The organism is Streptococcus sp. KHUD_018, from assembly GCF_054861215.1.
The window spans coordinates 587,535-600,293 of the sequence record NZ_CM142176.1 but is presented as its reverse complement, the minus strand read 5'-3'; the positions used below and the strand labels follow the sequence as shown (position 1 = coordinate 600,293).

The 12,759-nt window shown below is 41.5% G+C and carries 12 protein-coding genes and 1 tRNA gene; all 13 read right to left on the bottom strand.

Annotation, left to right across the window (positions count from 1 at the left end; all coding sequences use genetic code 11):
- Positions 1-143 precede the first annotated feature (143 nt).
- The 13 genes from ACVBD2_RS03040 to codY all read right to left on the bottom strand — a co-directional run bounded on the left by ACVBD2_RS03040 (position 144) and on the right by codY (position 12,728).
- Positions 144-929 (bottom strand): ABC transporter permease, encoded by a 786-nt coding sequence (locus ACVBD2_RS03040; RefSeq protein ID WP_125416668.1) that lies wholly within the window; start codon positions 927-929, stop codon positions 144-146.
- A gap of 1 nt (position 930) precedes the next feature.
- Positions 931-1,749, bottom strand: coding sequence for an ABC transporter permease (locus ACVBD2_RS03035; protein ID WP_461686085.1), 819 nt, complete (start codon positions 1,747-1,749; stop codon positions 931-933).
- A 1-nt stretch (position 1,750) separates the two neighbouring features.
- Positions 1,751-2,743, bottom strand: coding sequence for an ABC transporter ATP-binding protein (locus ACVBD2_RS03030; protein ID WP_049518937.1), 993 nt, complete (start codon positions 2,741-2,743; stop codon positions 1,751-1,753).
- Positions 2,744-3,113: 370 nt separating this feature from the next.
- Positions 3,114-4,046, bottom strand: a complete 933-nt coding sequence (locus ACVBD2_RS03025) for an alpha/beta hydrolase (protein WP_193756717.1) — start codon at positions 4,044-4,046, stop codon at positions 3,114-3,116.
- A gap of 129 nt (positions 4,047-4,175) precedes the next feature.
- A complete protein-coding gene (locus tag ACVBD2_RS03020) occupies positions 4,176-5,057 on the bottom strand; it encodes a class II fructose-bisphosphate aldolase (protein WP_001018995.1) in 882 nt (293 codons plus the stop codon).
- A 139-nt stretch (positions 5,058-5,196) separates the two neighbouring features.
- Positions 5,197-6,525, bottom strand: coding sequence for a sensor histidine kinase VncS (gene vncS, locus ACVBD2_RS03015; protein ID WP_461686084.1), 1,329 nt, complete (start codon positions 6,523-6,525; stop codon positions 5,197-5,199).
- The gene (vncR, locus tag ACVBD2_RS03010) at positions 6,522-7,178 is read right to left on the bottom strand and encodes a response regulator transcription factor VncR (protein WP_461686083.1); all 657 of its coding nucleotides are present in this window, start codon (positions 7,176-7,178) and stop codon (positions 6,522-6,524) included. Before vncR ends, vncS begins: the two co-directional genes overlap by 4 nt.
- 142 nt (positions 7,179-7,320) lie before the next feature.
- On the bottom strand, positions 7,321-8,700 hold the full coding sequence (gene vex3, locus ACVBD2_RS03005; protein WP_042902562.1) for an ABC transporter permease subunit Vex3: 1,380 nt from the start codon (positions 8,698-8,700) through the stop codon (positions 7,321-7,323).
- 50 nt (positions 8,701-8,750) lie between these two features.
- Entirely contained in the window at positions 8,751-9,398 is a 648-nt protein-coding gene (gene vex2, locus ACVBD2_RS03000) for an ABC transporter ATP-binding subunit Vex2 (protein ID WP_461686082.1), read from the bottom strand.
- A 126-nt stretch (positions 9,399-9,524) separates the two neighbouring features.
- On the bottom strand, positions 9,525-10,802 hold the full coding sequence (locus ACVBD2_RS02995; RefSeq protein WP_461686081.1) for an ABC transporter permease: 1,278 nt from the start codon (positions 10,800-10,802) through the stop codon (positions 9,525-9,527).
- 396 nt (positions 10,803-11,198) lie between these two features.
- Positions 11,199-11,284: transfer RNA gene (locus ACVBD2_RS02990), tRNA-Leu, on the bottom strand.
- An 80-nt stretch (positions 11,285-11,364) separates the two neighbouring features.
- Positions 11,365-11,940, bottom strand: a complete 576-nt coding sequence (locus tag ACVBD2_RS02985) for a cysteine hydrolase family protein (RefSeq protein ID WP_007520431.1) — start codon at positions 11,938-11,940, stop codon at positions 11,365-11,367.
- Positions 11,940-12,728, bottom strand: a complete 789-nt coding sequence (gene codY, locus ACVBD2_RS02980; protein ID WP_000940724.1) for a GTP-sensing pleiotropic transcriptional regulator CodY — start codon at positions 12,726-12,728, stop codon at positions 11,940-11,942. The genes ACVBD2_RS02985 and codY overlap by 1 nt, the downstream gene beginning before the upstream one ends.
- Positions 12,729-12,759 lie beyond the last annotated feature (31 nt).

Below are 12,759 nucleotides of genomic sequence, written 5' to 3'. Positions count from 1 at the left end.
CAATTAACTGGAATAACTACCAAAATCGCAAAAAGGGGTATGGATAGAATTTATGCCTTAATAAACATGCAAAAACAACCGCTATAATTTTCAACGGTTGTTTGTAACATATTTAATTTTTAACTCTCATCCTATCTTATCTCTTACGAACCCGCACTTTCGTAGGCATCCAAGCCCCTATCCCAGAGTTTTAAAGAAATAACAAAGAAAACAAGGGAAATCAACATCAACCCACCAATGTTAAAGAGCCCGTCTTTGTCCTGCAAGAAATAGCTGGCAGGATAGTAGGCCGTAAAGGCGAAAGGCACGATAAAGCTAATCAACCAACGAAGAAGCGAATTATAAATGGAAATCGGATACTTGGCAAAGTCATTAAACATATAAAAAATGTAAATCATGGCGCCTGACTGCTTGGTCCAAAAAGCGATACTGGCAGTCGCGATTTTCAAGGAAGTATAGATTAAGGTCGCAAAAGGAATACAGACTAGGAAAAGCAGGAATTTGGGAAGAGTCCAAGCAATGCTTGATACTGTTGTCCCTAGTAAAATGCCACCGACCAAGAGCTCGCCCAAGGCATCAATCTGAAAGGTCTCGACTAGGATGTGGAAGAGCGGATTGATAGGACGAGTCAGATACTTATCAAACTCACCTTTTCGCACCAAGCGTTGCCCTAGCGCCCAGAGATTGTCAAAAAAGAGATGATCCAATCCCTTGGGAATCAAGGAGAAACCATAAATAAATGCAATTTCTTGAAAGGTCCAACCTTCTAGGGATGGAATATGTTGAAAGATGACATTGAGAAACAAGAGGTTCAGGCCTTGAGTCAGAAAAACTCCTAACACGCCCACCACAAAATCAACCTTGTATTCCATGATTTGCTTGATGTATTGTCTGATAAAAATCAGGTGCATGCGTTGATATTTTTTCATACTAACCTCCTTGAATGGTGATGAAGGACTGGACTCGTTTCCAAATCAGCTGAGACAAGCCCACCATCACTAAGAGCCAGAAAAACTGAAGCAAAAGCGCTTGAAGAATCTGACTAGCTTCGTATTTCCCAACAATGATCATGACTGGAGTGTAAATCAAGGATGAAAAAGGCAAGAAGGACAAAACATCTGAAACAAGCTTTGGAAAGAAAGTCAAGGGAATCAGACTTCCAGACATAAAGGCCACTATGGAAGTCTTGAGTAGATTGGAACCCCATAGATTTTTAAATACAAAGGCTGAAAATCCAAAGCAGATATTAAAGAAAAAGTTGATTAGGTAGGCTAGGGCTAAGCTAAAGAGATAAAGGACAGTTAAGCCCAGCACTTCTACAATACCTTGCCCAGATAAGATTTTCATCAAGACAATCACACTCAAGAAAGGAAGCCCGACGCTGACAAAAATCAACCACTTGGAGCCAAGCTCGGTGAAAAGGTAAGAGGCCGCAAAATGCACCGGTCGCAACAAACGCATGATAATGGAACCATCCTTGACCTCCTCCCCAATCATAAAGGAGCTATCTGACCTGGTCAAAAGATTGGTCACAAAACTCATGATGATGTAGAGGGTGATATCTGCCATACTAAAGCCTTGAATCAAGGACTCTTGCGAGGAATCAAAGACTGCCTTCCAGAGATAAAAGGCCACAAAAGCCCCCATGACATCGCCAATCCGATAGAGAAGAAAATTGACTCGATAGCTAATCAACTCCTGAATCCCTGCATTGATAAAGGGTTTATAACGTCTCCAAAATTTGACCATCTTAGAGCTCCTTTCGGTAGAAGCGACGGATAATATCCTCAATATCCGTATCCTCCATTTTCAAATCACGGATTTCAAAATCAGACAGGGTTTGCTTGATAATATCAGCCGACTGGTAGCGGGAACTATCAAATTCAATATTAAGGCTATTTCCTTGTCTATCAATGGTCATATCAGGCAAGCCTTCATAGTGAGAAGCGAGATGACTTTGACCTGGCACCAGTTCAAAGGAAAGAGTCTTCATCTTGCCAAAGGTTTCCTTGAGCTGACTCACCGTTCCATCAAAAATCTCCTGCCCCTTGTCAATCATGAAAATCCGATCACAGAGCTGCTCAATATCACTCAAGTCATGAGTGGTCAAGAGGATGGTTGTTTCTTCCTCCTGATTGATCTGGGTAATAGCGCGACGAATGTTATCCTTGACCGAAACGTCCAAACCAATGGTCGGCTCATCTAAAAAGAGAACTTTGGGATTGTGGAGCAAGGAAGCCGCAATATCTGCCCGCATCCGTTGGCCAAGTGAAAGAGTGCGCACGGGGTCTTTGATAAAGTCCTTCAAATCCAAGACCTCATTTAAAAAGTCCATGCGCTTGTGAAAGAGCGAGTCTGGCACATCGTAAATCTCCTTCAAAACCGTGTAGGTCTCTTGCAGAGCCAAATCCCACCATAGCTGGGTACGTTGTCCGAAAACGACTCCAATATCCTTGACATAATCTTGGCGATTATCCTGCGGAATCTTGCCGTTAATCCGACAAAAACCAGATGTCGGTTTCAAAATCCCTGTTAGCATTTTGATGGTTGTCGACTTCCCAGCACCATTTGCCCCGATAAAACCTAAAATCTGCCCCTTGGGAACTTCAAAAGTCAAATCCTTGACCGCTTCAAAGGTCTGTTTTTCAGGATGAATAAAGGAGCGCAAAGCTCCCTTCAAGCCCGGTTCCTTTACTGTCTTCACAAAATTCTTCTGAAGATGTTCCACTTCTATCATTGCCATGTCTATCTCCCTGTCGCAAGGAATAGCAACATTGTATTTTTGGCTACAAATATTCTAAATCCTTGCTTTCTACACCTTCTCAATATTATTACAGAAGGATTTATACCAACCTATTATAGTCCAATAAAAACTAGAATGCAAGCGTTTGCCTATAGATTATGAAATTAGAGATTTCTCTCTTAAAATCATACTTTTAAACAAAAATTCTGGTTTAGTAGTTTACTTAAAACATCAAAAAAAGCCTGCCCGATGGGCAGGGTTTTTGGTAAGAAAAAGAATTTTTTTAATCGAAAAAATTCACGATTCTACTGTTAATCTTTCAGCATTTAATTATTGTCATCTGTCTAAAATTAAAATGATCTCTAAACCATCAATTACTCTTTAAAAAATCTTCAATCTGAGAAACTATTTCATGACTTTGATAATGATAGAGGTCGTGAGGCGCATCCATATAGACGACTTGAACATTAGACTGGTCGCTTGCAAATCTCTCTGCATAACGTTGCCACTCAGATTGGCTAAAGCTAGTACCTTCACCGTTAGACACCAGTAATAAGGTGGGAATTTTCGGATTGATGCTAGAAGTAACTTTCTTAGCATTTTCCTTTACCGTTTGGGATTCATGAAACATAGCTTGTGACATCAACTGCTTATAAGCTAGAAGTTTATATTGTTTTCGTTCACTTTCGATCAGAGTTTGATTTTTTATATAAAAGGACTCAGGGAAATAACGTAATAACCCAATCTTACTGCTACAATAGGCCAACGTAAGCAAGGCCTGATTATCCTTTAAATTCTCATAACTTGACGGCAGTGCCCAATCTAAACCAATCAAGGCTTTCACTTCATCAGGATACTTCTCCTGCCAAGCCAAACTCTCTAGACTAGCCATGGAATGAGACAGAATGATAAACGGCCCTGTGATATTTGCTTGCGAAAGAGCTTGGCGAGTCTCAGACAAAACCTCCATCACATCTCTTGAATAATTGCTATCATCACTATAACCATATCCCGCCCGCTCCACGATGACTACTTTATACTGTTTCGATAAGGATTCCGATACTTCTTTAAAATCCAATATAGGAGAAGCAATACCAGCACCTGAGAGAACTACAATAGTCTCAAGACCATCTCCTTCAACGTAAACATTTATTTGATGTCCATTGACGAGAACTTGTTGCCCCATAGGTGTCAGTGAGGCTTCTTCCTTTTCCAAACTGATACGGTGAAAGATGAATGTAGCGAGTAAAAACAAAAGAATGAAACTAAGAATGCCAAGAAACCATTTTTTCAGTATTTTCATAGCATTATTGTACAAAAAATAGGTCCTTTTAGCAACTTAAGATTGGTTCTTCTACAGTATATTCGCTATATATTCAGACACAAAAAACCCACCTTCGCAGGCAGGTTTTATCTGTATTGTTCAGCTAGATTATGCTTTACCTTCTGAACCGAATACGTCGATACGTTCTTCAACTGATGCTTGGATAGCTTTTACACCGTCAGCCAAGAATTTACGTGGGTCGAAGAGTTTTTTCTTGTCGTATTCTGCTTCGTTTGCTTCGTAGTCACGAGCAAATTTACGAGTTGCGTTAGCGAATGCGATTTGACATTCAGTGTTAACGTTAACTTTCGCAACACCAAGTTTGATAGCTGCTTGGATTTGGTCATCAGGAATACCTGAACCACCGTGCAATACGATTGGGAAGCCTGGAAGAGCTTCTGTCAATTTCTTCAAGTGGTCAAGGTCAAGACCTTCCCAGTTTGCTGGGTAAGGACCGTGGATGTTACCGATACCAGCTGCCAAGAAGTCAATACCAGTTGCAACCATTGCTTTAGCGTCTTCGATTGGAGCCAATTCACCTTTACCGATGATACCGTCTTCTTCACCACCGATAGTACCAACTTCAGCTTCTACTGAGATACCTTTAGCGTGTGCTTTTTCAACAACGTCTTTAGCCAATTTAAGGTTTTCTTCAACTGGAAGGTGTGAACCGTCAAACATGATTGAAGTGTAACCAACTTCGATACACTCAAGTGCATCTTCGTAGTGACCGTGGTCAAGGTGGATAGCTACTGGTACAGTGATACCCATTGACTCAACAAGGTTAGCGATCAAGTTGCGAGCAACTTTGTAACCACCCATGTATTTAGCAGCACCCATTGAAGTTTGGATCAAAACTGGAGCTTTTTTAGCTTCTGCTGCACGCAAGATAGCTTGAGTCCACTCAAGGTTGTTTGTGTTAAATCCACCAACTGCATAACCGTTGTCACGAGCTGCTTGGACAAATTTTTCTGCTGAAACGATTGCCATTTGTCAGGCCTCCTATATATTTTTTGGGACATCCCATTTACATTGTTCATTTTATCACTTTTTGATAAAAAAAGCTAGTTTTTCCCATACTTTAGATTGAATTTCTTCCAACTCAATCAATGTAAACCCTTTCTTTCTTTTAGTCTTGAGCGACTTTAGGATAAGACATGAAGAAGGTTAAACGATCATCTTGCATTTCAAATTGATAAGGTAATTTCTCATGTTCTAATAAACTTTTGACCACAAAGAGCCCCATCCCCGAACCCTTAGCCTTGCGACTAGCATTGTCAGAAAAAGACTGGGCCAGTTTTTCTTGTTCTTCAGGACTACAGCTATTCTCGATAAAGAGTTCCCCTTCTCTCTCGCCGATACGAACCAAGCCACCTGGAGTGGAGTGCTTGATAGCATTACTGATGAGATTCGATAGAATCAATTTCATGACAGATGGGTTTATGTAAGCCTGCTGATGGGTTAGGCTAATGTCTACCTGAAGTTCTCTCTCCTTAGCGAGTAAAGCATAATCCTTGACCAGACTTTGCGTCATCTGGACTAGGTCAATGTTCTCCTTCTCCTCTCGCAATTCCTGAACAGAAGAAAGAGACAGTATCTGGAGAACGTGGCGACTGAGGTCGTCCACAATCCCCAAGGCAACTCCAAGATAGTGGTCTCTATCCTTATAACGACCGATATTTTCTTTCATATTTTCGATTAGGATTTTCAAGCTGGCCAGAGGTGTTTTCAATTCATGAGAAGCCCCTCGTAGGAACTCAACCTTCATCTTCTCCAGCTGGAGAATAGCTTCATTCTTGTCATGCAAGTCCGCAATGACAGTCAAAAGATGCTGGTAAAGGCTATTGATTTGTTCCTTAAGATCACCAATCTCATCCTTGGAATCCACGCGCAATCGCACTTGAGCATCTAGTTCCATCATCCGACGGGTCACCCGCTTGATTTCCAAAATCGGGGCAACAATGGTCCGAGCGTAGATGTAGGCCACCAAAAGAGAAATCAGAAAGGATGCCAACAAAGTATAGGGAAGAAACTGGAGACTAATCTGCTCTGCTTCCTTTTGCAAGTCCATTGAAGCTAGAAATTGGAGAGTCATAGTGCTGCCATCTTGCGTTTTCACCTCACGCTCCTCAATAAAGAGGGAAGTGGTCTGGCGGTCCGTATCTAAAGGAAGGTTGTCCTTGACTTCTAACTTGTCCTCGGTCATCTCTCCCTTGACAGCTCCTTTGATATCACTGGTCTGGGAATACAAATCCAACACTTGCTCGATACTTTGCCTATCTTTTCCATCCAGGGACTGGGCAATGGCTGTCGCTTTCTGGCCAATGGTTTCTTGACGATGGCTCAGATAAGTAGGGGGAAAGAGAAAATAAATGGCTAAATGAAGACAAATAACCAGAACACTAAAAATCGAGAAGGTATAGATAAATATCTTTGTAAATAAACCTGTTCGTTTCATTTTCGCTCCAATTTATAACCAACATTGCGCACAGTGAGGATGCAATCCAAGTCTAGCTTTTTCCGCAGTTCTTTGATATAGACATCAATGACACGGTCAAAGGGAACCTCATCTGTCGCCTTCCAGACCGCATCAATTATCTGAGAACGAGTCAAGGCCCGGCCTTCATTTTTCGCCAGATAGTCCAGAATTTCCAACTCTTTGGCATTAATGGCCACTTCTTGACCTGCGAGGCTTGCACTGTAACTCTCAAAGTCCACCTTGGTATCCTTATAAGAGAAGACTCGTCCTGTATCGTAGTAGCGCTTGAAAATCGCGTCCACCCTTACTTTTAAAAGGGAGAGAGAAAAGGGCTTTTCCAGATAACCGTCTGCTAGAGAAGCGAAGGCGCTCATCTTGTATTCCTCATCCTGAAAGGCGGTCAGCATCAAGACAGGAACCTGACTGGTCTTACGAATCTCCGCTAGGACTTCTAGGCCATTAAGCTTGGGCATCTGGATATCCAGTAGTACTAGAGCAACTTCATAGCTGGAAAATTTTTCCAGAGCTTCTTGTCCATCTGCTGCCTCAATGGTTTCATAACCACAATCCGTCAAATAGTCACTGATTCCCTCACGGATCATCTCTTCATCTTCTACAATTAAAATTTTCATAGAAAAAACGTTTCACATTCCTTTAAATTTCTTGTAAATCTTCTCTGTTTCATCCTGATAGGAAGAGTCCTTATCAAGATGAAATAGATAAAAATGCTACCTATATTATACCCCATTTAGGGGAGAATAGGTAGCAAGTTTTTTATTCGCTATCGAGCAAGAGTTCTTTTGGTTGTTTTCTGAGGAGATTGCTTGAGGCAAGCGCCATAACGAGAACCACTAGAACCAGAGCAAGGACAAAGACGATGATAAAGTCTGATGTCTGAATAGAAATATCTAAGCTCGACAAGGTCTTACTAAAGCCGTCTACTTCTGCACCACCACCAAGATTAGAGGCTTGAGCAGCCTTGCTGGCTTGCTTGGCAACACCTGAAGTGACATTGGCAAGAACAGTGTTTCCGATGGCACGAGCTGTGTAGTTGGCTAGGAAGTAAGCCGAAACAAGAGCAGGAATGGCAATCAGGATCGATTCGGTGATGAATTGCCCCAAGATACTTGCCTGCTTGAGACCGATAGAGAGGAGGATTCCCACTTCCTTGCGACGGGCGTTGATCCAAAGACTAAGCAAGAGTGCAAGGAGAAGGACTGAGAAGCTCAAGCTACCCCAGAAGAGGAGGTTGGCCATCTTGTACATACCAGAGATGGATTGCTCAAGAGCTGGGTAGTTAGAGGAGCTCTTCACAAGTGTGTAGCTCTTCCAGTTGATACCGCTGATACCATTCAACTCTTTCATGACGTCATCCAAGTTCTTGTCTGCTGTTACAAAGAAGGTTGCGTCCCCATAAATAGCTGTGTCTTCTGTGTATCCATAAAGTTTTGCAGCTGTGTGAATGTCTGTGATAGCTGTATTTTCATAGAGTTCTTGTGAATAGGTTACTGCTGACTTATTGTGACCATCAAAGAGCCCCTTGATTGTCACTTCGACTGTTTCCTTGGCACCTTTTTCATTGTCTGCATCATAGACATTAGAGTCCAATTTGACCTTATCTCCGACTTTCCAACCGTGTTTGGCTGCCAAGTCCTTGTGCATGAGAATCTTGTCCTTGTCGTCGTTGGTTAGGTGCTCACCTTCAACCAGCTTATATGAGCCAGAGACAAATTTATCTTCTTTAGATGAGTCATTGACACCTGTAATCATCAAACTGCTTCCAAACCGTTTGGCACGGTCTGCAGTGAGATTTTTCTTGGTTTCTGGCGTTTCGATGAGGTCGTATCCAGTCAAATCTCCGATAGCGTTGATGCGTTTAACATAAGACTCGATGGCCTTATTTTCGGTGATTTTTTTGATATCCTCACCCTTGATATTCCCAGAACCACGTGGCGTTCCTTGATTGACGCGACGATTGATTTGCATGGAGAAGCTATTGGTGATATTTTTAAAGGTCTCCTGAGAAGCCTTGGCAGTAGCTCCCTTGATCGACAAGCCGACCAAACTCAAGCTCGCCATGAGGAGAATAATCAGGAAGATAACAATCGATTTGAAAAACTTCCTTGTAACATAGGCAAATGCGTTGTGTAACATAGGTTCCCTTTCTAGATTTGATTTCATAATTCTATCAAAACAAGCTCATCTTATTTTGTATTGTTGCGAGTTTCAGTCAGTTTCTTATTCTTCAATTCAAGTGTAATATCTGATGCTTGCGCCACTTCCTTACTGTGGGTGACGACGATCACACATTTACCTGTTTTCTGGGCAAGTGATTTGAGCAGTTCGATAATATCTCCAGCAGTTTTAGGGTCCAGATTTCCTGTTGGCTCATCAGCTAGAATAACTGGAGCTTCTGAGACTAAACTGCGAGCGATGGCTACACGTTGCTGTTGACCACCTGATAACTGGAGAACGTTCCGCTTGATCTGACTTTCATCCAAACCAAGCTCAAGAAGTGTATCCTTGCTTGCTTTTTTGTTGACCAAGCGGATATTTTCCAGCGGAGAAAGATAATCTATCAAGTTATAATTTTGAAAGACCAGGGAAATATGGTGCATGCGATGGTATGAATACCCCTTGTTCCGAATGTCCTCTCCTTGGAAAAGGATAGAACCTTCAACAGGACTATCTAGACCAGCCAGTAGGGACAAGAGAGTGGATTTTCCTGCTCCTGACTCACCAATGATACTATAAAATTTTCCGGGTTCAAAATTATACTTGATCTGATATAAAACTGCTTCAGCAGTGTTCTTATAACGGTAGGTAACATCTTGCAATTGTAATAAAGTCATGATTTCTCCTTCTTATACTCAATGAAAATCAAAGATTAAACTAGAAAGCTAACCGCAGGTTGCTCAAAGCACAGCTTTGAGGTTGCAGATAAGACTGACACGGTTTAAAGAGATTTTCGAAGAGTATTAACTAATAGATGATAAAATTTCTTTCGGCGATTTTCTAAATAGAAATACGAAACAAAGGGCTACTGATAAGCAACCAATCAGGAGCAGAAAGACATAGGATTCTGCAAAGGATAGGAGACTGGTTGATAGACCACTTGCTTTGGCCAGCGTGTCTTGTAAGCTTGCCTGATCTCCACTGGCTAGTACAGTTTGGAGTAGATAGGATGTGATGGCATTTCCTGCAACAAATGCTGGAAGCAAAGCTCCAAGAGATACCAACACTACTTCTAAACAGAATTGGAGGAAGATTGAGATCTTGCTTTTTCCAAGTGCGAGTAGAATCCCCACTTCGTAGACCCTTTCTCTCAACCAGAGGGACAAGACCAAAATTAAGGCTCCTGCTCCTGCTATCAACATCCCATAAAGGAAGATGGTGAGGAAGGTTTGGAAGGTTGCAACTGAGTCTTTTATTTGTTCAAAGGCCTTGTTTTCCTTCTCAACTTGGTAACCTTGACTTTCTAAAGCCAAGTTTTCCACCTGCTTCATGAGTCCGTCCATTTCCTTAGGATTTTCTACATAGAAGCGCGCTGCACTGACCTGCGGTTCACCATTTCCCAGAAGGGTTTGGCTGCTTTCATAGTCTGTAAAGACCTGGTTTTCACTGAAGTCGGAAGACAAGCCTGTGAACTTTTCTTGTTTTTTACCAGAAAAGATGCCGACAATTTCAAAATCAACTGTTTGCCCCTTTCCAGCTTCGGACTGACCAGCATCCAAGCGAATCTTGTCATGAAGCGAAAGACCATTCTTCTTGGCTAACTCTTCATGGATAAGGATTTTCTTGGAGTCCCCTTTTTGAAGGTGTCGCCCTTCTTTTAGATTGAAAGCCGAACTGGTAAAGGTGACATCCTTGGATGAATCCTCGAGAGCCGTTAAGCTAACCAAATTCTTGTCCGCAGCTGACAAGTCATCACGTTCTACGCTCTGCTCACCACTCACTGCTTCCTTGTCTTTTAGTTTTGCGACCGTCTCGAGTTCAGGAGAGACATTTTCCAGTCCCTTAATCTTGCTAACTGATGCTAGGTCCGATAACTTGAAGGTCTGACCGTTTTCTATCTTCTTAATAGAAAAAGAGGTATTAAGAGATCTGTAAAGATTGCTTTCTACTGTTTTGTTGGACTTCATCAGAGTCAAACAGGCTGAAATTCCTGCTAAAAGGACAAATAAAATCAGAAATAAAATAAAACTTCTCAGTCGTTTTCTGCTGACATAAGCCCAAGCTCTTTGGATTGGATTCATTTGTCACCTCCATATTTGTAAGACTATTATAAAATCCAAATATGAAATGTTTATGAAATCGAAAAAATTTTTTGATTTATCTTTTTGAAAAAAACAAAAAAGCTAGCAAACGCTAACTTTCCTTCTTATATAAGGATAAATAGTACCAATCAAAAATCTACTTCGTTTTAAAAATGATAGGCACATCTTTCTGATTAGTATTTTTTCATCTCCTAAGTTCTTCATTTTCTGACTAGTTTTTGAGGATATTCTTGATAGAATGAATTGGAAAACTCAGTTTAAATGTTCTGATACAATGAACAGTTCTTGATACCAATATTTTTCGATATAGGAAACGTAGCCTCTAGTCTTCTTTGTAAAAACAAAAAAAGCTAGCCGAAGCTAACTCTTATCCTATGCGGAGAGAGGGACTTGAACCCTCACGACCTAAAGCGGTCACAGGATCCTTAGTCCTGCGCGTCTGCCAATTCCGCCATCCCCGCGTCGATTACTTTACTAGTATATCAACTTTCAAAATCTTTGTCAACACTTTTTTCAGATTTTTTTCATTTTTCCAACAGGCTTATAGTTCAATTTCAGCAAGGTTTTCATCCAGTAATTTTGCTCCCAATGTGTTCTTAAAATGCCCAAGAGCAAACTGATGATTTTCTGGCCAAATAGAGGCAACTGCAGGCTTGACAATCTCGATTTGATAACCTAAATTATAGGCATCAATAGCCGTATGAAGAACACAAATATCCGTCAAAACACCTGTTAAGATAACAGTATCAACCCGACGTTCCCGCAAACGGATATCTAAGTCCGTTCCTGAAAATGCTGAATAGTGACGCTTGTCCATCCAAAAGACGCGACTATCCGCCTCATGCTCAGCATAAAAATCAGCTAGGGGGCCATAAAGGTTACGCCCACTAGTTCCGATGATGTTGTGTGGTGGAAAGAGCTTGCTTTCTGGGTGGAATGTATCCTTCTCCTCATGAGCATCAATGGTGAAAAAGACATAGTCTCCACGATCGAAAGCTAATCTGGTTGCCTGATCAATGGCTTTTGATATTGCTTGAGCAGGTGCTCCAGCAGTTAGCTTTCCATGATCTGCTACGAAATCCTCTGTATAGTCAATCGAGATTAAAGCTTTTGCCATTAGTAGTCCCTCTTTTTCACTTCCTCAAAAATATCACCAATTAGAACTTTGAGATAAGTCCCCTTCATTCCTAATGAGCGACTCTCAATAATTCCCGCAGACTCCAATTTACGAAGCGCATTGACAATCACTGAGCGTGTAATGCCAATACGGTCTGCAATAACTGATGCCGTCAGCTGCCCTTCATTTCCATCCAGTTCAGCTAAAATAGCTGATACGGCACGCAGTTCTGAATAGGAAAGGGTGTTGACCGCCATGGTAACAGCCGTACGACGGCGAATATTTTTCTCGTCTTCTTCGCGTTGGAAGTTCAATAGTTGAATTCCCACAACCGTGCTCGCAATCTCGACAAGGATCAAATCTTCATCTTCAAACTTCTTATCATTGCGCCAAATAATCAACGAACCTAGGCGAATCCCTGATACATGAATCGGAGCGATGGTCGTCAAACCATCTGGAAAGTCCGCACGGCTCTCCACAGGGAAAATGGTCAAATCATGTTCAACAGGAAGATTGGCTTCCGTGTCATAAATCATGTTTGCCCCTTGTACATAGACGTCAGGGAAGGTTTTGGTTTGGAAGAATTGTTCTACACGGTCATTATTGGTCTTATAACGCATAAAGTAGCCCAAGAGACGTCCCTTGTTATTCACAATACAAGCGTTACAGTCAATAATATCAGCTAACTGGCGTGTGATCGCATTGTAAGGAAGTTCATCTTGAAGTTGCTCCTCAGAGCGCTTTAGAATAGACGTGATTTTTCTTGTTTTTTCTAATAAATGTGCCATTTTTTACCTCGCATATAATCGCTTCCATTAT

What these genes read in the sequence shown, in the direction of transcription:
- ACVBD2_RS03020 (WP_001018995.1), bottom strand. Translation starts at nt 5,057, where the DNA reads ATGGCAATCGTTTCAGCAGAAAAATTTGTCCAAGCAGCTCGTGACAAC.
- codY (WP_000940724.1), bottom strand. Translation starts at nt 12,728, where the DNA reads ATGGCACATTTATTAGAAAAAACAAGAAAAATCACGTCTATTCTAAAG.
- ACVBD2_RS02995 (WP_461686081.1), bottom strand. Translation starts at nt 10,802, where the DNA reads ATGAATCCAATCCAAAGAGCTTGGGCTTATGTCAGCAGAAAACGACTG.
- vncS (WP_461686084.1), bottom strand. Translation starts at nt 6,525, where the DNA reads ATGAAACGAACAGGTTTATTTACAAAGATATTTATCTATACCTTCTCG.
- vncR (WP_461686083.1), bottom strand. Translation starts at nt 7,178, where the DNA reads ATGAAAATTTTAATTGTAGAAGATGAAGAGATGATCCGTGAGGGAATC.
- vex2 (WP_461686082.1), bottom strand. Translation starts at nt 9,398, where the DNA reads ATGACTTTATTACAATTGCAAGATGTTACCTACCGTTATAAGAACACT.
- vex3 (WP_042902562.1), bottom strand. Translation starts at nt 8,700, where the DNA reads ATGTTACACAACGCATTTGCCTATGTTACAAGGAAGTTTTTCAAATCG.
- ACVBD2_RS02985 (WP_007520431.1), bottom strand. Translation starts at nt 11,940, where the DNA reads ATGGCAAAAGCTTTAATCTCGATTGACTATACAGAGGATTTCGTAGCA.
- ACVBD2_RS03025 (WP_193756717.1), bottom strand. Translation starts at nt 4,046, where the DNA reads ATGAAAATACTGAAAAAATGGTTTCTTGGCATTCTTAGTTTCATTCTT.
- ACVBD2_RS03040 (WP_125416668.1), bottom strand. Translation starts at nt 929, where the DNA reads ATGAAAAAATATCAACGCATGCACCTGATTTTTATCAGACAATACATC.
- ACVBD2_RS03030 (WP_049518937.1), bottom strand. Translation starts at nt 2,743, where the DNA reads ATGGCAATGATAGAAGTGGAACATCTTCAGAAGAATTTTGTGAAGACA.
- ACVBD2_RS03035 (WP_461686085.1), bottom strand. Translation starts at nt 1,749, where the DNA reads ATGGTCAAATTTTGGAGACGTTATAAACCCTTTATCAATGCAGGGATT.